This is a genomic window from Microcystis aeruginosa NIES-843 (genome assembly GCF_000010625.1).
GTDB classification, from domain to species: domain Bacteria; phylum Cyanobacteriota; class Cyanobacteriia; order Cyanobacteriales; family Microcystaceae; genus Microcystis; species Microcystis aeruginosa.
In genome coordinates, this window is record NC_010296.1 from 193,513 (window position 1) to 211,501 (window position 17,989).

A 17,989-nucleotide genomic window follows, 5' to 3' on the forward strand; every position below is an offset into this window, starting at 1 on the left:
CCTAGGTTACGTTTTGCCTCTAGCATGGGGTTTCCAGCGGCCGTCAGCTTCCCCTTACTCATCCTCAACCCGTTGCAGGACTTTCAACCTAGTATGTTTATTGGAGGAGTATCTATGATAGGGCGGGTTTTTTAGACCACTAGAATCCTAACACAAAGCCGTCCTAAAAGGACGGGGTTTTCAACCCAAATTTTCGATAAAACAGCACTTCGACACATTTCGACACATTTCGACAGGCTCAATGTAAAGGCTCAATGTAAAGGCTCAGTGAGACGAAGCACAGCTAATATTCAGGGGAATCCTGATTCTCTACATATTTCTTAAGTTGGTCTATTGTGACACCGCCACAACTAGCCACAAAATATGCCCCTGTCCACAAAATTCTCTTATCTTGACCATATATCTCTTTCAAGTGGTCTGAAAAGTTATCCCACATCAGCTGGCAAGAAGTTGATTTTAAGTTAGCGATTAGACTACTTAACAGCTTATGGGGTGGGTAAGTCAGAAGGATATGGATATGGTCTGATTCTCCGTTAATCTCTATTACCTTCGCCTTCCATTTCTCAGCTATGTTTTGAAAAACTATTCTCAAAAACTCTAAATGCTTTTTCTGGAATACCTTTCGGCGATATTTTGTCACAAGAACTATATGTACGGTGAGTTTAAAGATAGCTCTACGAGTCTTAAAATAATTAGCCTTCATGCTATTGACACTTTTTACAATGAATTACTATACTCATAATATAAGTGGGTGGGTGGAATTAAATATAAGATGAACGTAGCGATTGTCTTAAAAGTCAAGGGGAATAAAGAAAATCTTTTGTACCCCAAATAGGCAAGACAAAGTAACGGCACCAGTCATCCGTTTTGTCAGCGATGAAATTGTTCGGAAAACTGGACTAAGCGGGTGCTTGCCAGCATTTATTATCACGAATCATGGCATTGAGGATAACCAGCAATTTCCTCATACAGGCAACTAAGGCCACCTTTTTCAACTTGCCATTGGTCAACAACCGTTCGTAGAACTTCCGAATCACCGGGTTATGACGAATGGCTACCAATGTGGCCATGTACAAGCCACAGCGAACCGAGGTGCGTCCCCCCGAAATCATGCGTTTACCCTTGTGCTGGCCACTATCGTGGTTGATAGGAGCGACCCCGACCAGCCGGGCAATCTGTTTTTCGCCAGAGTGTTCCCATCTCGGGTAATTCCGCCAAACATAGGGCAGATGAAACTTTGCCGATCCCTTTAACGGATTGTAAGATTTCATTTTTGCGTTGCCAATCGGCTTGCTGTTGGGCGAGGGACTGAATCTGCTCGTTGAGGCTTTCAATACGCTGTTGGATTTCCTCAATATGGGCTTTGATATCTAGTTGCACCGTCTCAGACGCACGACTGAGGCGGTTTTTCTCCGCCACCTGCATCTCCACCAACTGCTGTCGTCGTCGTACTAGGTCGCTCAATTGTTGGGCTTGGGGGGCAACCACGGGTTGGGGTTGGGGTTGCACGGCTCGTGCGAATTGAGCGATTACCTGTGCGTCCAATTTGTCCGTTTTTGCTTTCCCCAATGCCGTCGCAAACCCTTTGACCTTGCGGGGGTTGGCGATCGCTACCGGTATTGTGGCGGCTTGTAAGCCCGATACGAGTGCGCGCTCTAATCCACCCGTCGATTCCACCACCACCAAACTCGGTGAGAGAGGATGTAATTGTTCAATCAGCGATTGAACGCCAACGTCGCTGTTGGGTTGTTGCAAGGTCAGACCTTGCGGCAACACGTAGATATCTAGAACCTCTTTACTGACATCGATCCCTACCCATGTTTTTTCTTCTGTCATCGTTTATGCTGGGGTTAAGTTATTTTGTCCCTTTGGTAACTCGTCCTTGCGAATACGAGGTTAATCCTCCAGCGATTGTTCGAGCTTGTCTCATCGGGATGACGGCGTGGCTCCGGTGGCTACCCAACGGTGTCAAGCACCTCGGTTGAACTGGATGTCCACGCCCTTTTTCAGAATATAGGCACCCAAGCTACAAAGCGGTATTTTTTACCTAGGTTGGGACGGGTTGCCTACTTCTCAAGATACAAGGTTGGGTTGAAGCATGAAACCCAACGCCTGCTCATGTTACGCTACCGCTAACCCATCCTACAAATAATTGTGCCTCCCTACTTAACACATTGAGAGGTCGAATCGATGCGAGTCATAGAGTTTAAGTTAAAAACCAATTCACACCAGAAAATAGCCATTCAAGAGGCTATCAGGGTGGGACAGTTTATTCGGAACAAATGTCTAAGATTTTGGATGGACTCTACCAAAGAAGATCAGGTTAACTATGGTACTTTGTGTAAATTAACTACAGAATTAGCTAACAGTTCTGAATTTTCTTTTGTTGGTAAACTCAACTCTATGGCTCGTCAAGCAAGTGCCGAAAGAGCTTGGTTTTCTATATCCCGTTTCTACGACAATTGTCAAAGGGGTTTGGCAAAAAAAGGCTATCCCAAATTCAAAAAGTTTTCAAGGTCTGTCGAGTACAAAACTTCTGGTTGGAAACTAACAGAAGACAAAAAGTTTATCCACATCACGGATAAAACAGGGATAGGAAAATTAAAGCTAATCGGTACTTTTAACCGTGAGATTCTCGATAAATCTACTATCAAAAGAGTCAGGCTTATTAAACGAGCCGATGGCTTTTATTGTCAATTTGTCTTAGACATTGAGAGAGTAGAAACCTTTGACTCTACAGGAAAAGAAGTAGGGATTGATTTAGGTTTAAACCATTTCTTAACTGACTCTAATGGGGATAAAATTGATAACCCACGGTTTCTTCGTAAGTCGGAAAAAAGACTAAAAAAGGCTCAACGTAAACTCTCAAAAAAGAAAAAGGGAAGCCAAAAAAGATTAAAACAGAAATCTAAAGTAGCTCGCCTTCATCTAAAAGTTTCTAGACAGCGTAAAGATTTTGCCGTCAAGACAGCAAAAGCGTTAATCCAATCTAACGATTTGGTAGTCTATGAGGACTTGAAGGTATCTAATATGGTGAAAAATCCTAAGCTTGCTAAATCTATTTCAGATGCAAGTTGGTCAATGTTCACCGATTGGTTAGACTACTTTGGGAAAATACACGGGAAGTTTGTGGTAGCGGTAAATCCACAATATACTAGCCAACAATGTTCTAGTTGTGGTAATATTGTCAAGAAAACATTATCTGTAAGAACTCATGTTTGTTCTTGTGGGTGTGTCTTGGATAGAGACGAAAACGCCGCTATAAACATTCTCGCACGGGCAAATACTGTCGGGCGGACAGAAATTCAAGCCCTCGGACAGACTACCCACTGTCTATTAAGTGAAAGCTTAGTAGATCAGGTAACTGGATGAACAGGGAATCCCGAAGCGCTTGAGTGCGATGGGAGCGTCAATTAGGCAAGAAAATTTAGAAAGAAGATAGGAGATAAATAGCCTTAAAATTAATTAGCAGGAGGAAATATTACCAATTAAAGGTTCGCTGCTATGAAATTCCGTCAATTGATGCGGGCAACAGAAAATAAATACAATCGGCTGCTGGCAAATCTAGTCTTGCTCTACATTATTTACCCATTTTTAGTATATCTACCCCTCGGAGATTTGCTAGTTTTCTTTTTCTTCTCCCTCTCTGTGATCATCGCCGTCTATCAGATCGATCGCAGTAAATTGGCTTTAAGATGTAATATCGGTCTGTTTCTAATTGCCCTCATCCTGCGAGTATTCGGCACGATTATCCCTATAAATAGGGATTTAACCGGTTGGTTCGATCTGTCTAGTACATTAATTTCTCTAGCTTTTATTAGTTTATGCGTGTACTCGATTTTACAAGAATTAATTCTCGCCGAACAGGTAACATCCGATATCATCAAAGGGGGAATTTGTGTCTATTTTCTCCTAGGATTTTTCTGGGCATCCGCTTATAGTATCGTCCAGATTTTTGAACCCGATTCCTTTAGCTCCGCCGCTAAAACCGTCAACCAGGCGGATCTACTTCATTTCAGCTTTACTACCCTGGCCACGGTTGGTTACGGTGATATAGTTCCTACCAGTAAAGTCGCTAGAGTTTTAGCCAATTTAGAAGGAATGACTGGAGTTCTCTATCCCGCCGTTTTTATCGCTCGTTTAGTCAGTTTACACAATGGTCGTTAACCAAAACAATCCAGCGCCTTGGGGGAATATTAGATGATTATGCGTCGCTTTATGCCGATTCTTTCTTTACTTTTGCCTTGGGTCACTGCCGCAGGAGTCTTGGCGGAAATACCGACTCTATCCCAGGAAATCCGCCCAAAAACGGCGGAACAGGTGATCGAGCAACTCTGTGCTAATTTAACCAAACAGCGATCGTTCACCGTCAATATGGATGTCACCTATGACGATGTACTCGACTCCGGGGCGAAAGTTCAGTACAGTGCCTATCAAAACATCTGGGTAGAGAAACCCGATCGCCTGCGCTCGGACTACACTGGGGATGAACGAGTTACCCGCTTTTTTTACGATGGTAAAACCTTCACCCTCGCGGATCTGGAACGGGATCTATACGTCACGAAACCGGCAGCGAATACTCTAGATGAAGCCTTAGACCAAGTAGAGCAAAGGTACGGAATCACTATTCCCATGTCCAATCTGGCAGCGAACGATCCCTGTGCAGATCTAATGGCCGATGTCGGGCAAATTATTTTTATCGGCAACAACATGGTCAATGGCGAACAAATGTATCACCTGCTGCTGATTGGTAGCGATCGCGATTATCAAATCTGGGTCACGCAGGATGCCACCCCCCTACTGAGGAAAGCGATTATTACCTATAAAACTCTACCCGGTTCACCCCAGTACACGGCAATATTATCCGACTGGAATTTTAATCCCAGTACACCCGCCGATACTTTCACTTTCCAACCGGGATCAGAGTCGATCCCTATCGAACTTCTACCCCCTAGGGATAATCAATCCCAGCCTTAAACGCCGTTCATAAAATGCGATCGCTTGTCGGTATTCCCCTAAATCAGCGTTTTGATATACTTTGAATATCTAACGAATTCGAGGTGGGATAATGAAGTCGCAGATTGGACGCTGGGGTAATTCTTTAGCGATTCGGATTCCCAAGTATGCGGTGGAAGCACTAAACCTCAATCCCAATGACGTTGTTGAATGTTCTGTGGAAAACGGAAAGCTAGTAATTGAGCTAATTCAAGCCTTGCCTGAGTTAAGCCTAGAAGAACTACTGGCTGAGGTTGTTGAATCACCGGAGCCGGAAGTGGATTGGGGACGGCCAATGGGAGAGGAGGTTTGGTGACATACATTCTAAGGCGTTGCTGATTTGAGATATGAATCTTCTTTTCTGGTATTTTTAAAACCTAGAGCCAAACTAACTTTTGCATCTGATGCAAAGTTGGCATTCATACCTTGATTCAGCAACGCCCGTTTTTTTGCACCAGAAACCGTCGAACGCTTGCAGAAAATAATCTGGGAAGATAAAAAAATCAAGGAGTCCGGGCCATGAAAAGATCTTTATGTCAAAACTTATGTGTTCTTGCCGCCCTCCTCTTGGGTACAAGTTTACTGGTAACGGATTATGTGGACGCTCGCGGTGGCGGTGGCGGCGGTAGTCGTGGCGGTGGCGGTGGTAGTCGTGGCGGTGGTGGAGCTTCCCCACGGGTTAACCGCAGTAGTGATCTGCAAAACCGAGGGAATTTTAGTAATCGTTCCCAACCCTCTAGAGATTTTTCTGGAAGACAGGGTGAACGGCAAACCGGTCAACAAAACCGTCAAGGGGAACGCACGGAAAGACAGGGTGAACGGCAAACCGGTCAACAAAACCGGCAGGGTGAACGCAGCGAAAGAACCGATACCCGTCAAGGGGAACGCAGCGAAAGACAGGGTGAACGGCAAACCGGTCAACAAAACCGGCAGGGTGAACGCAGCGAAAGAACCGATATCCGTCAAGGGGAACGCACCGAAAGACAGGGTGAACGGCAGCAGCAGGTTAGCGATCGCCAACAGAACCGTCAGAACTTTATTGACGATAATCGCAACGGTTACTGGCGTGGTGGCGGTTGGTACGGTGGCGGTTATTATGTCCCCCCGGGTTGGGGTTGGGTGGGGTTGACCACTGGCCTAGTCATCGGTTCAGCGATCGCTACTCTCCCCCCATACTACGATACTGTCTATATGGGTTCTACTTCCTACATTTACTCGGACGGCATCTATCTTCAGCCTAGCGGTAGTTCCTACACGGTGGTGGCCCCGCCAATCGGCGCAATTGTCACCTATATCCCAGACGGCTGCACCACAATTACGGCTGACAATACGCTTTATTACAATTGCAGCGGTATTTACTATCGGCCTCTGTTTGAGAATGGTTCCACGGTTTATCAGGTCGTTCGCTTCTAATCGGTTTCTTCTTCATCAATAATTGCCGATCGATCTAATAATAATAAATCTCGCAGGCGATCGGTATCTAATTCTGTTAACCAATTTTCCCCAGCATCTACGGTTTGTTCCGCTAATTGTTTCTTGCTTTCGATCATCTCATTAATGCGTTCCTCTAGGGTTCCCGTACAGATGAATTTATGTACCTGAACATTGCGTTTTTGTCCGATGCGGAAAGCGCGATCGGTGGCCTGATTCTCTACGGCCGGATTCCACCAACGATCGATATGAAAAACGTGATTAGCGCGGGTTAAATTTAATCCTGTTCCCCCCGCTTTCAGGGAGAGAATAAAAATCTTTGGTCCTTGGGGATCATTTTGAAAGCGCTCGATCATTTCTACCCGATCTTTTGCTTTGGTAGAACCGGAGAGAAATAATATTTCCTCGGCTAATTTTTTCTGGAGATGGGTTTGTAGGAGTTTTCCCCACTCGGCAAATTGTGTAAAAATTAAAGCTCGATCGCCTTCTGCTATCACTTCCTCTACCATAGCTTCTAAACGTAATAATTTTCCCGATCTTTGACTGGTTTCTAAACTATTTTCTTTCAAAAAATGGGCGGGATGATTACAAATTTGTTTTAGTTGCATTAGCAAGGTTAAAATTAATCCATGTTTCTGAATTCCTTGAATTTCTTCAATTTTCTGGAGCGTTGTCTCGACTAATTGTTGATAAAGTTGTCCCTGTTCTTTCGATAAACCACAAAAAATATTCATTTCCTGTTTTTCTGGTAAATCTTCAATAATATTTTTATCGGTTTTTAATCTCCGTAAAATAAAGGGACGGACAAGGGAACGCAAATTATGCAGGGATTCTTGATCGCCGTATTTTTCAATGGGAAGGGCAAAACGACGCTGGAAAAATGTTTGAGTTCCTAAAAAATTGGGATTGAGAAAATCCAAAATTGACCACAATTCTGTCAGGCGATTTTCTACGGGAGTTCCCGTTAAGGCAATCCGAAATCCTGCGGGTATTTTTCGCACTGCTTGGGATTGTTTAGCCGTAGAGTTTTTAATATTTTGAGCCTCATCTAAAACTAAACCTTGCCATTGTACTGCTTCCAAAGTGGACAGATCGCGATAGATTAAAGGATAACTGGTAATAACAACCGATTTATTTTTTACCTCTTGAGCAAAAGCTTGACCTTTTAATCTTTTTTCGCCATGATGCACAAAAACAGCCAGGGTGGGAGCGAATTTTCTTAATTCATGTTCCCAGTTATTGACCACAGAAGTGGGAGCCACCACTAACACGGGATTAACTAACATATCCTGTTCTTTTAATGCTAGTAAAAAAGCGATTAATTGCGGGGTTTTTCCTAAACCCATATCATCGGCTAAACAAGCACCTAAACCCCACTTTTCTAGGAAAGCTAACCAACTAACTCCCTTGATTTGATAGGGACGTAATTCCCCCCGAAATTCCCGCGGTGGGTTGATTAATTGAATCCCTTGATTGTTATTTAAATTATCAATTAATTCCTTTAATGCTCCCTCCGCTTGGAAATTAACTACCGGCAGTTTAGCAATTAGATTATTATCTCCTGAACTCAAGCGCAGGGCATCCTCCACCGAGAGATTAAGGGGAGCGATGGTATTATTTAAAATTGCCTGAGCTGCTTTGACATCCGTAGGTTGTAGGATTAACCATTTGCCTCCCACTTCCACCACTGGCGATTTTTTCTCTAATAACTTATCAAAATCTTTTTTCGATATTTCCTGTTCCCCTACCACTAATTTAAGCTGAAAGTTTAACAAACTGGTTAAACTTAATCTTTCTCCTTTTTTGGGAGTTACACTGGCAGCAATCTTAATTCCTAATCTTTGTTCATTACTACCAGCAGTTAAACCCGTTGGCAAAATTACCCCTAATCCCTGATCTTGCAATTGCCAAGCGATCGAGCGAATAAACTGATAAACTTCGAGCGAATCAAGAGAACATTCCTCCGGGTGTCTTTGCTCTAAACTAATTCTAATTGGTTCGTACAATCGCGCCGCTAATCCCAATCCTTTTAAGAGAATTTCCTGAGGATTATTGACAACTCTTTGATAACTATGATAACTTTCTTTGCCCTCTAACCAAATCAACTTGGCACTAATGAGAAATTCGGGAGCATCTAACGCTTGTAAATAATAGGTGAGTTTCCACACTGTCCCTAGACTGGGAGGTTGTAAAGATAAACAGACACGGTATTGATTCTCGATTAATTGGCGATTATTGCCATTAACCAAACTTTCTTGGATAGGAAACACCCAGTTATGATAAGCATTTTCTAGACGCTGTAAATTCTTGGCTTCTAAGGCAATCTCATGATGATCACCGCTTAAAGATTGTAGCCAGGGTTTTACCATCAATGACGGCGAAATATTAACACTACTATCTATCTTTTGTCGCAAACGAGCATCGACAATATTTTTTAAGCAATCGAGAATAATTGTTTGTGGTTCGCTATTTTCTTGATAGGCAAGACAGACCGGGGGGATGGTTTGGATAAACTTAGCTAAACGAGTGCGATCGATGGTACTATCTAGCAGGGGATACCAGCAACTTTCACCCTGATTTATTCCCGCTAAAAACTTTCCCCTTGCTAATAAATCTAAACTCCAACGGTGCAAATACAGCCAAAATCGTAGATCATTGCCGATAAATTCGGCCTTAGCTAGGGGTAATTTCTCCCATAACCGCACTATCATCCCCGCAGAAAAAGTTAATCCCGATACCTGCCATGGTTGCCAAGACAAGGATTTAGCTGTGGGTTCGAGAATTTGCCCAGACAGCAGCGGTAAAAAATATTTTTTCCTAGGGGGGGAATAGCTCGGCAAACTGAGCTTGATTGATTCTGGAGAATAGCGGTCAAGCTGAGGAGAAAATTTCTCGATAAATTGGGCTAATGCCCCAGATTCTAGACAAAAAGGATGATTTTCTTGGGTTTCACTTAATTCTTTCCCTTGCCACTGTTCACCCCAAAGAAAAAAAACACTATCCTGCGAACGAATCAGCCAATTACCGTGTAGAGTAGTCATTATAAAATAGGGAAATTTCTCTAAAAAACCTGCTGTTGAAAAGGTAACAAATCTCGATTTTGTCGCTTCTTCTGACGTTAAGAGCCTCTAATCTTCTATTTTAGTGGACAAGGGCTGATTTCTCAAGCAGAATCTAGTTAAGCGATTAGCCCCGATCGAATGGTTATTATCAGTAATAATAAATAGATTTATTTTTAAACTATGTACAAATCGATCGCCCTCACCCTCGTCCTCAGTCTTCCCCTGAACTTCTCCCTAGTTGGTTATGGGGAAGATTTAAACCATCTACAGCAATTATTATCCACCCGAAAATGTCCCCAATGCGATCTGAGCGGTTCGGGGTTAGTGCAATCGAATCTAGTCGGGGCAAAATTAAATGGGGCCAATCTCGTCGGGGCCAATCTTAGTCAAGCTAATTTAAGTGGGGCGGATCTGAGTGGCGCAAATTTAACTGGAGCCTCTCTTTTTGGTGCTAATCTGACTGGAGCGAACTTAACCGGGGCAATCTTGACGGGTGCGGATTTAAGAGGCACTTATCTCAATAATGCTAACCTCGACAACACCAAACTAGACACTGCCTATGTACAGGGTGCGGTGGGAATTCCCAGTAGTGCCGGTACTCCTGAACTATTCTATGGTCTAGGAATGGTGGAAGGAAAACAGGGACGCACCAGCGCCGCTATAGAAAATTTTAATAAGGCCTTGACAATTAACTCAGAATATGCTCCAGCTTATCTGGCCCGGGCTATGGCTCACTATCGTCTGGGACAAAATGCTCTAGCGGCCCAGGACGCTCAAATGGCTTCGACTCTCTTTGAACGACAAGGTAATACCCCCGGTTACGAAGCGGCAGAGAATTTTATTAAAGGCATGGAAATCGCCCTAAAACCGCGAGAACAAGGTGGTGGCAACGCTCAATTAGACCAAATGGTGCAGGGGATTGGTTCTCTGCTCTTACAGTTTGTTTTACCCGCTTTGGGACTGTTTTAATCCTCGTCCGCTGGTTCTTCTAAATGTTCCGAGACCGCGTAATAAAGGTCAAGAACATGATGATCGGCAAGACGATAAAAGACTCTCCGTCCCTGTTTTTGGTATTTAACTAATCTTAAGGCTCTTAGGGTTCTTAACTGGTGCGATACGGCCGATTCACTCATCCCTAAGTCGTCGGCTAAGTCACAAACACATAATTCTTGTTTGGCTAAAAGCGACAGAATTCTGAGGCGGTTGGCATCCCCCAAAAGGCTGAAAAATTCGGCCATTTTTTGGGCTTTTTCTAGTTCTAATCCCTGCAAGTTCTGGAATTTCCCCTCTTGGTGATGGGATTCCCCACAAACCGGTGCTATTTTCTCTATGGCCATATTTTTTCCTGATCGGTTATTAAGGGAAAGTTGAGAAAGGGAGGTATCGATCAAATCTTCCATGCCGATACTTGTCCCCTTCTCCCCAATAACTAAATTTAAACGCAACCACAGCCCTGGTGTCCACAGCCTTTCTCGTTCTCGTTAACGTGACCATTGGCACAAGCTTGGGAACAGTAGTATTGATCGTTTTCTTTGATGGCATCGGCGATCGATACTACACACAAACAGGATTTACAAGCACATTTCATCATGGTGACAGCGATCATGGTTACTACCTCTGAACTTCTTTACTGACTTTAGTATAACATCTGAACAGATGTTCATGGATTGAATAAAGTTAAATTTTTCTAAAACTCAGACGGGTGGGAAGTTCTCCTTGATCAGTGATCAGATTTGAGTTTTCAGTTTGCATATAGAGCTTTTCACGTTACTGAGGTATCGACAAGTTTTGCCAACAAAGAGTTTAAGCCCCTTGCCCATGCCTCATTCTGATGAAAACTGCTATATATAGTCTAAGGTAGAAAAAAGTTAAATACTGACTAAACCGCCCAATCATAACAACTTAGGCGACAAATTCTGATGTTATTAGCATTAAAACAACTAACTGTTACCCCAGGCGACCGCCTGTTGTTAACTTCACTCACTTGGCAAGATTATGAAAAAATTCTTGACGAATTGGGAGAGCGACGGTCAATTCGTCTATCTTATAGTCAGGGAACTTTAGAAGCAATGACTCCTCTTTTTATTGATGAAAACACCAAAGTTTTAATCGGGGATTTGGTTAAAGTTCTCCTGGATGAATTAGAGTTAGACTATGAACCCGCTGGATCGACAACCTTTAAAAATCAGCAAATGGATCAAGGAATAGAACCAGATGAGTCTTTTTATATCGAAAATTGTGCTGCTGTTAGGGGAAAAAAGCGACTTGATCTGGCTATTGATCCCCCTCCCGATTTAGCAATTGAAATTGATATTACTAAGCGAACCCGATTTAATAATTATGAGCGATTGGGTGTTCCTGAATTGTGGCGATATAATGGAGAGAGACTGGAAATCAATGTTTTGCAAGGATCGGAATATGTTGAATCTTCCCAAAGCCGACTATTTTCTCAATTTAATCTAATAGAAAAAATTCCAGAAACGCTACAAAATAGTCAAAAAATAGGTAGTGCAATGGCATTAAAACAATTCCGAATTTGGGTCAAGCAAACGCTTAATCCCTGACTTTAAATGGACAACGAAGTCAGGGAACTTTTGCCGATGATAATTTAGGGGTTACAGTTTTCGCTTTAAAGCCGCACCTATTCCTAATACTCCTAAACTCAGTATTCCTAGAATTGATGAGGGTTCGGGGATAGAAGTGACAGGAGGTGGGGGAGTAATTTCTAATTGTAGTGTTGGTGGAGCAAATTGAGTAGCTTCCTTACCAGCAAAATTTTGGGTAGAAACGTTAAAATTATCGCGCGTGATGATTAGCGTTGCTAGATTGTTCGTATCATTCTGTAAAAAGCTGACTAATTTAGGATCGGAAAAACTAATTATCGTACCAAATGGTGTACTTGTAGGATTAAAAGAGAATAATCCTAGAAAAGTGGTTTGGCTGGAATCAATCGTGTTACCTCCCCCGTTAGCAGGTGCATTATTCCAAGTAATTGTGGATTCGTTCCAGTTCTCTCCAGCATTTCCATCATTTAACCCATAGACACTGTAGCTAGACAGTGGAGGAGTAGAGTTATTATCAACATAAGTCCAATTGAAAATAGCGTTACTAATGTTTGATTTATTGATGGAGTTTAGATCGAATCTTAGGTATCCTTTCCTTATGACAGTAGAATCACCCTTAATTGCAACTGTTGGATCTACTGCATTGAAATTTGTATCAGGATTAATATTAACAACAAAAGTATCTGCACCATTGCCAAAAGCTGTTGTACGATTAACAGTTGCTGCTTGAACAGGTGCTATAACAAAGGTACTAACAGCTAAAACAGAAGATGTAATCGCTATCTTGGATAAGCAATTCTTACCCCCCCCGCAAAATTAATCAGTTTTGCTAATGTCATAATTGAAAAGCCTCTGGAGAATTAGATTTGAGTGATTGTTTAGTTGTATAGTAGTATAGTAATGAAGCTTTCTGGATTGCTCAGGGGAAATTTAAGGAAATCTTTGGGATCGCTTTAGGAAAGTTAATCATTGGATAAAATCAATGCTAGGGAATATTTAAGGATTTTTTGAGGGCAGTTTGAACTTGGTTTAGGATGTCTGAGGGTAAAATGCCTAGTTTCTGTTGAAAAACGGACTGGTTGACCGTCGCAATCTTGTCAGTTCTGATTACAGAGGTCTTTTTTAAGCCTGTTTGTGAGAAGTTGGGATGTCCTTCCCTAACCAGTATCCAAGTTTCCCACCACTCTCCAGGGGGGATTTTGGAGAAGATTCCCAGGATGATTTGTTCTTCTCGATGTACAGCTAAAACTAGCGCGGGTCTGAGTTTTGTGGTGCTAAGGTCGCTGAAGGGAAAGCGAACTAACCAAATTTCGGCAGCTTTAGGGTTGGACATTGTAAATATCTTCCTCTGGGTCGTTCCATTCTGGAAAGCCTGTTTCTGCTAGTTTCATGAGGGTGAGGGTTTCTAGCTTGTCTTCGAGGTCTTCTAAGAGAGAAATTTGTTCTGAGAGGGGAAGTTGATAGACTAGGGTTTTGATTTCTTCAAGGGTTAGGGTGGAAATCATAAGACTCTGGGGTTGTCGAGATATACATTTATGTCAAGCAAACGCTTAATCCCTGACTTTAAATGTACAAGGAAGTCAGGGAACTTTTGCCGATGATAATTTAGGGGTTATAGTTTTCGGTTTAAGGCTGCACCTATTCCTAATACTCCTAAACTCAGTAACCCTAGAATTGATAAAGGTTCGGGAACTGATCCGGGAAGAGTACCCTGTATAAAACTATAACTGCTTATCTCCGCTAGTGCATTAGTGTAACCTGTTGCATCCCCAAAGAAAAGTCCGTCGGAAGCATTTGGGGTAACTCCACTCAAAAGGGCTAAAGTGGCAATCGGTAGGTCGTCAATGTATAATTGAGCGTTTCCGCTGTTAAATGAACCTTCCAAGCGATAATTATGAAACACGGTATTGTTAAATGATCCTGGCAGTATTTGAAATGCTGAAATGCCGATTGCGTCAGTCCCAAACCCAACCGTAAAACGTTGTGATGAACTATTGATGCTTAATCCCAAACCAAAGAAATTTTGAGGATTTAGTACAAATTCATCTTGAAGCACTCGTGATCGCCAAGATAAGGTAAAAGGCTGAGTCGTGTCAACGACATTCGCTAACCTATAGCCGTTAACACCATCACCTGATCCTAATGTATTTTGAGTGAGGACACCGTTACTGATAGAAAACACATCTGTCTCCGTTGCTGTATTACCATCTACCAAATACGTCCCTCCTTGTGAACTTGGTAAGGTATTAAAGTTCAAGGTGACGTTAGAAGCGTTAACAGGTACAATCACGAAGGTACTAACAGCTAAAACAGAGGATGTGATCGCTATCTTTGATAAGCAATTCTTATTGCTAATGTCATAACCGTAAAACCTCATTCAAATGAATATTACCTCTCAATGACAACCGTTTAGTATTTACCAGAATGTGCTTCCGATGACCACTTAGGCGATCGCCATTCGTCTCCTCTGGTAACATATTGTCTGGGAACATATTGGGTGAGGCGAATGCAATTAGCCTTCTAGTTCTAATCCCTGCAAGTTCTGGAATTTCCCCTCTTGGTGATGGGATTCCCCACAAACCGGTGCTATTTTCTCTAGGGCCATATTTTTTCCCGAGCGGTTATTAAGGGAAAGTTGAGAAAGGGAGGTATCGATCGAATCTTCCATGCCGATACTTGTCCCCTTCTCCCCAATAACTAAATTTGACTGCAACAACAGCCCGGGTGTCCACCGCCTTTCCCTTTAACGTGACCATCGGCACAAGCTTGGCAACAGTAGTATTGATCGTTTTCTTTGATGGCATCGGCGATCGATACTACACACTTACAGGATTCACAAGCACATTTCATGGTGGTGACAGCGATCATGGTTACTACCTCGGAACTTCTTTACTGACTTTAGTATAACATCTGAACAGATGTTCATAGATTGAATAAGGTTAAATTTTTCTAAAACTCAGAGGGGAAAGTTAGAGCAGTCATCTCATATTTACTGCTCACTGATTACTGATTACTGCTCACTGTTTACTGTGTTTAGACGCGGAACAGCCTACCAGCGATCGCCAGCATCGTAAATTGTTAAACGTCCGACTCCTAGAGCTAATCCGGGAGAATTCTCCCCGGGGGGATAAGCAGTAATTCCAAACTGATAGACACCACCATAATCAGGATTTCGTACTGGTTTCAGACCGATGGAAACGGTATTACCAGGGGGGACAGGAGGATCAAAAATGACAGTAATCGTCTGAGTCTTGGGGTCAAAAGTAGTGGATTTTAGGGTTAATTTTTCGCCTCGCTGATTGCGATCGCCAAGAAAAGCAAAGGTTTGATCGAGAAGAAAAGCAATAGTTTGAATATTAGGCTGCTGTTGTATGGTTACTTTACCCAAGGGCACCCCGAGAGACGGCGGTAGAGCGATGGTAAGATAGTATTTGGCTCCCCAAGCACGCACGGATTGGAAAGTAGCGGAGAAATTAACCAGAGTGGGAGAACTCTCAAAAAATACTCTGCCATCGGGAAATTGTCCTGCGAGAGAGACAGAATCATCAAAAGCGAGTATAGCAATCAAAGCGAGTTTAGATAGACTTTCAGTCTGTTTTAAAGGCAAAAAGGGAATCTTCAAGGTACTATAAAATACTGATTGTCAAGGGGAATTATAGCAAATTCACTTAACCCTCAACCGCTGCCATGATCAGTTGTCAGTTATCAGTTATCAGCTGTTTTCTCCCCACTTCCCACTTCCCACTTCATAATTCCCCAACCCCCAACTTGCAATGTATCTAGAACACCTGCACCTTCACAGTTTTAGAAATTATGCCGAACAGGTGCTAAAATTCGAGTCCAAAAAAACAATATTATTGGGCAATAATGCTCAGGGAAAATCTAATTTACTAGAAGCGATCGAACTTTTGGCCACTCTCAAGAGCCATCGAGTCAGCAAGGATCGGGATCTGGTGCTAGAATCGGACTCGGAGGCGAGAATTTTTGCTAGGGTTAATCGTCTTTATGGCGCATCAGAATTAAGTTTAATTCTCCGTTCTTCTGGTCGTCGCACCGTGATCCGTGATCGTCAACCCCTGCGCCGTCATCTTGATTTTTTGGGCGTGATTAATGCGGTACAATTTTCTAGTCTCGATCTGGATTTAGTGCGCGGTGGTCCGGAAGCTCGCCGAGATTGGTTAGATACTTTATTAATTCAATTAGAACCCCTATACGTTCATATTTTACAGCAATATAATCAGGTTTTACGACAAAGAAATGCTCTCTTAAAAGAGATTCGTAAACAGGAATTAGAGGGAAAAGTTTATGGGGATTTATCCCAGCTAAAACTCTGGGATTTACAACTAGCAGAAACCGGTTCAAGAGTAACGAGAAGAAGGGCGCGAGTCCTGCAAAGATTAATTCCTTTAGCCCAAAAATGGCACGAAAGTATTAGCGGAAAAACCGAACTTTTAGAATTACAATATATTCCCAATGTGCCTTGGGTAGAAGATGATGTCAATGGGGTACAAAGGGCTTTTTTAGATAAGATTGAAACCCGTCGTTTGGCAGAGAAACAACTAGGGACATCGGTAGTCGGTCCGCACCGGGATGAAGTGGATTTTTTAATTAACCAAAACCCCGCTAAATCCTACGGTTCCCAAGGACAACAAAGAACTTTAGTTTTAGCCTTGAAATTAGCGGAATTACAGTTATTAGAGCAGATTATCGGGGAACCTCCCCTACTACTCCTCGATGATGTTTTAGCGGAATTAGATATCGAACGACAAAATCAATTATTAGATGCGATCGAAGACCGTTTTCAAACTTTAATTACCACCACTCATCTCAGTTCTTTTGAGTCCCGTTGGTTGCAATCTTCCCAAGTATTTTCTGTCAAAAAGGGACATATTTTTTATTAGCCTATAGCCACCAGCCTTCAGCCATATTCAGTTATCAGTTATCAGGTTTTTCTCCCTATCTTTCCACTCTCTAGTCACCTCAGCAGTTTAACCCTAAACTAAAGCTACTCATTCAGTAAATAGCTGCGATATCTCGGTAGTTTGCTCTAGAAAATTTCTCATATCTTCTGGTTTAATTGTTTGGTTTAATTTATAAATTACTAACCATTCACCACCAGCTTGCAAATACCAACCATGGTTCTGTCCAAAAAATTGTCAGGTGTCAAAATTAAAGATTTCTCGGATAGTAGATTCTTACCATAATACGATCTCAAGCTTATGAACCTTTATTTACAGACCATTGCTGTCAATCGCGGTCATCCTGATTGCTGGCTAAATTGTTGCTGTTAGAAAGTCCGTATAGCTCCTTAACCGATTGGCGGGAAAGGACGATAATTGTGAAGACTCCGAGAATTGTACCCAACGGGGTGAACAAGCAGAGGATGCAAGCTATCACAAAAGAAAACCAGTATTTCTTGTGACGGCTGAGAAATCGACCCGAAAAAATCGCAGAAATCGCTAAAGCTTCTCCTAGCAGTACTGTTGTTGCACCTAGAGCGGCGAATAGATATCCAAATGCTTTGGGGGGTAACTCTCCCGACGGCTCCATCGGGAATGATTCAGGGGAGGTAATCATGCTTATTCCTATAAAAAAATGACCCAAGAAAATAAGAGAGAAAAAAGCAATTACTCCTCCCACAATGTAATGAAATATTGACAATAATCTTAGGTGTTTTCGGTCGTTATTTGTGTTCATATAGGTAACTCATAATAGAAATCTACATAATATTATATCGGGGAGCATCTCATTTATCCAAGTGAGTAATTATACTTATCCCTAAAACTGTTTTCTAGCAAGGCTTTCAAAATAGCTTGACATAAAAACCTGATTTAAGGGTTACAAAGGTGAGATGCTCCCATTATATCTTATATCATTATATCGAAGCTGAAAACTTTTCTAGTCAAGGGATTTACTCGAATAGAAATGATTCTAATT

At 42.3% G+C, this 17,989-nt stretch carries 19 protein-coding genes and 2 pseudogenes; 8 read left to right on the plus strand and 13 right to left on the minus strand.

What is annotated here, in order from left to right; genetic code table 11:
* Positions 1-283 precede the first annotated feature (283 nt).
* Together tnpA and MAE_RS01035 are read right to left on the minus strand one after the other, a co-directional pair.
* Positions 284-703, minus strand: a complete 420-nt coding sequence (tnpA, locus tag MAE_RS36285; RefSeq protein WP_012263938.1) for an IS200/IS605 family transposase — start codon at positions 701-703, stop codon at positions 284-286.
* Positions 704-899: 196 nt separating this feature from the next.
* Positions 900-1,836 (minus strand): annotated as a pseudogene (locus MAE_RS01035) (IS110-like element ISMae40 family transposase).
* A gap of 354 nt (positions 1,837-2,190) precedes the next feature.
* Here MAE_RS01035 and MAE_RS01040 point away from each other — a divergent pair.
* From MAE_RS01040 to MAE_RS01060, 5 genes are all read left to right on the plus strand, one after another.
* Entirely contained in the window at positions 2,191-3,372 is a 1,182-nt protein-coding gene (locus MAE_RS01040; RefSeq protein WP_012263940.1) for an RNA-guided endonuclease InsQ/TnpB family protein, read from the plus strand.
* 132 nt (positions 3,373-3,504) lie between these two features.
* Positions 3,505-4,167 carry a potassium channel family protein gene (locus tag MAE_RS01045; RefSeq protein WP_041803615.1) on the plus strand — a complete coding sequence of 221 codons (663 nt, stop codon included), beginning with the start codon at positions 3,505-3,507 and terminating at the stop codon, positions 4,165-4,167.
* 33 nt (positions 4,168-4,200) lie between these two features.
* On the plus strand, positions 4,201-4,977 hold the full coding sequence (locus MAE_RS01050; protein ID WP_041803617.1) for a DUF2092 domain-containing protein: 777 nt from the start codon (positions 4,201-4,203) through the stop codon (positions 4,975-4,977).
* Between the two features lie 91 nt (positions 4,978-5,068).
* On the plus strand, positions 5,069-5,311 hold the full coding sequence (locus MAE_RS01055; protein WP_002772118.1) for an AbrB/MazE/SpoVT family DNA-binding domain-containing protein: 243 nt from the start codon (positions 5,069-5,071) through the stop codon (positions 5,309-5,311).
* 203 nt (positions 5,312-5,514) lie between these two features.
* Positions 5,515-6,408, plus strand: coding sequence for a DUF6515 family protein (locus MAE_RS01060; RefSeq protein WP_012263943.1), 894 nt, complete (start codon positions 5,515-5,517; stop codon positions 6,406-6,408).
* On the opposite strand, the gene MAE_RS01065 is transcribed toward MAE_RS01060, so the two are convergent.
* Positions 6,405-9,467 carry a DEAD/DEAH box helicase gene (locus tag MAE_RS01065; RefSeq protein WP_012263944.1) on the minus strand — a complete coding sequence of 1,021 codons (3,063 nt, stop codon included), beginning with the start codon at positions 9,465-9,467 and terminating at the stop codon, positions 6,405-6,407. The genes MAE_RS01060 and MAE_RS01065 overlap by 4 nt on opposite strands.
* Before the next feature lie 201 nt (positions 9,468-9,668).
* Between MAE_RS01065 and MAE_RS01070 the strand changes: the two genes are divergently transcribed.
* Positions 9,669-10,457, plus strand: a complete 789-nt coding sequence (locus MAE_RS01070) for a pentapeptide repeat-containing protein (RefSeq protein ID WP_012263945.1) — start codon at positions 9,669-9,671, stop codon at positions 10,455-10,457.
* Here MAE_RS01070 and MAE_RS01075 read toward each other — a convergent pair.
* Positions 10,454-10,825, minus strand: a complete 372-nt coding sequence (locus tag MAE_RS01075; RefSeq protein ID WP_041804490.1) for an ArsR/SmtB family transcription factor — start codon at positions 10,823-10,825, stop codon at positions 10,454-10,456. The genes MAE_RS01070 and MAE_RS01075 overlap by 4 nt on opposite strands.
* Before the next feature lie 98 nt (positions 10,826-10,923).
* A complete protein-coding gene (locus MAE_RS28160) occupies positions 10,924-11,094 on the minus strand; it encodes a metallothionein (RefSeq protein ID WP_002754961.1) in 171 nt (56 codons plus the stop codon).
* Positions 11,095-11,407: 313 nt separating this feature from the next.
* On the opposite strand from MAE_RS28160, the gene MAE_RS01080 reads away from it, so the two are divergent.
* Complete coding sequence (locus MAE_RS01080) at positions 11,408-12,052, plus strand: Uma2 family endonuclease (RefSeq protein WP_012263948.1); 645 nt, start codon at positions 11,408-11,410, stop codon at positions 12,050-12,052.
* Positions 12,053-12,103: 51 nt separating this feature from the next.
* Here MAE_RS01080 and MAE_RS36290 read toward each other — a convergent pair whose 3' ends face one another.
* From MAE_RS36290 to MAE_RS01110, 7 genes and pseudogenes are all read right to left on the minus strand, one after another.
* On the minus strand, positions 12,104-12,835 hold the full coding sequence (locus tag MAE_RS36290) for a DNRLRE domain-containing protein (protein WP_422730601.1): 732 nt from the start codon (positions 12,833-12,835) through the stop codon (positions 12,104-12,106).
* A 202-nt stretch (positions 12,836-13,037) separates the two neighbouring features.
* On the minus strand, positions 13,038-13,385 hold the full coding sequence (locus MAE_RS01090) for a type II toxin-antitoxin system PemK/MazF family toxin (protein WP_012263951.1): 348 nt from the start codon (positions 13,383-13,385) through the stop codon (positions 13,038-13,040).
* Positions 13,372-13,557 (minus strand): hypothetical protein, encoded by a 186-nt coding sequence (locus tag MAE_RS01095; protein WP_002761554.1) that lies wholly within the window; start codon positions 13,555-13,557, stop codon positions 13,372-13,374. Before MAE_RS01095 ends, MAE_RS01090 begins: the two co-directional genes overlap by 14 nt.
* Before the next feature lie 107 nt (positions 13,558-13,664).
* Complete coding sequence (locus MAE_RS01100; protein ID WP_231859691.1) at positions 13,665-14,267, minus strand: PEP-CTERM sorting domain-containing protein; 603 nt, start codon at positions 14,265-14,267, stop codon at positions 13,665-13,667.
* Between the two features lie 303 nt (positions 14,268-14,570).
* A pseudogene (locus MAE_RS01105) lies at positions 14,571-14,720 on the minus strand (transcriptional regulator); the annotation flags it as partial.
* Between the two features lie 29 nt (positions 14,721-14,749).
* Entirely contained in the window at positions 14,750-14,920 is a 171-nt protein-coding gene (locus MAE_RS28165; protein ID WP_080506919.1) for a metallothionein, read from the minus strand.
* A gap of 181 nt (positions 14,921-15,101) precedes the next feature.
* Complete coding sequence (locus tag MAE_RS01110; RefSeq protein ID WP_012263954.1) at positions 15,102-15,674, minus strand: DUF2808 domain-containing protein; 573 nt, start codon at positions 15,672-15,674, stop codon at positions 15,102-15,104.
* Between the two features lie 151 nt (positions 15,675-15,825).
* Between MAE_RS01110 and recF the strand changes: the two genes are divergently transcribed.
* Positions 15,826-16,953 (plus strand): DNA replication/repair protein RecF, encoded by a 1,128-nt coding sequence (gene recF, locus MAE_RS01115; protein WP_012263955.1) that lies wholly within the window; start codon positions 15,826-15,828, stop codon positions 16,951-16,953.
* Positions 16,954-17,299: 346 nt separating this feature from the next.
* Here recF and MAE_RS01120 read toward each other — a convergent pair whose 3' ends face one another.
* Positions 17,300-17,629, minus strand: a complete 330-nt coding sequence (locus MAE_RS01120) for a hypothetical protein (RefSeq protein WP_197533163.1) — start codon at positions 17,627-17,629, stop codon at positions 17,300-17,302.
* Positions 17,630-17,989: the final 360 nt, after the last annotated feature.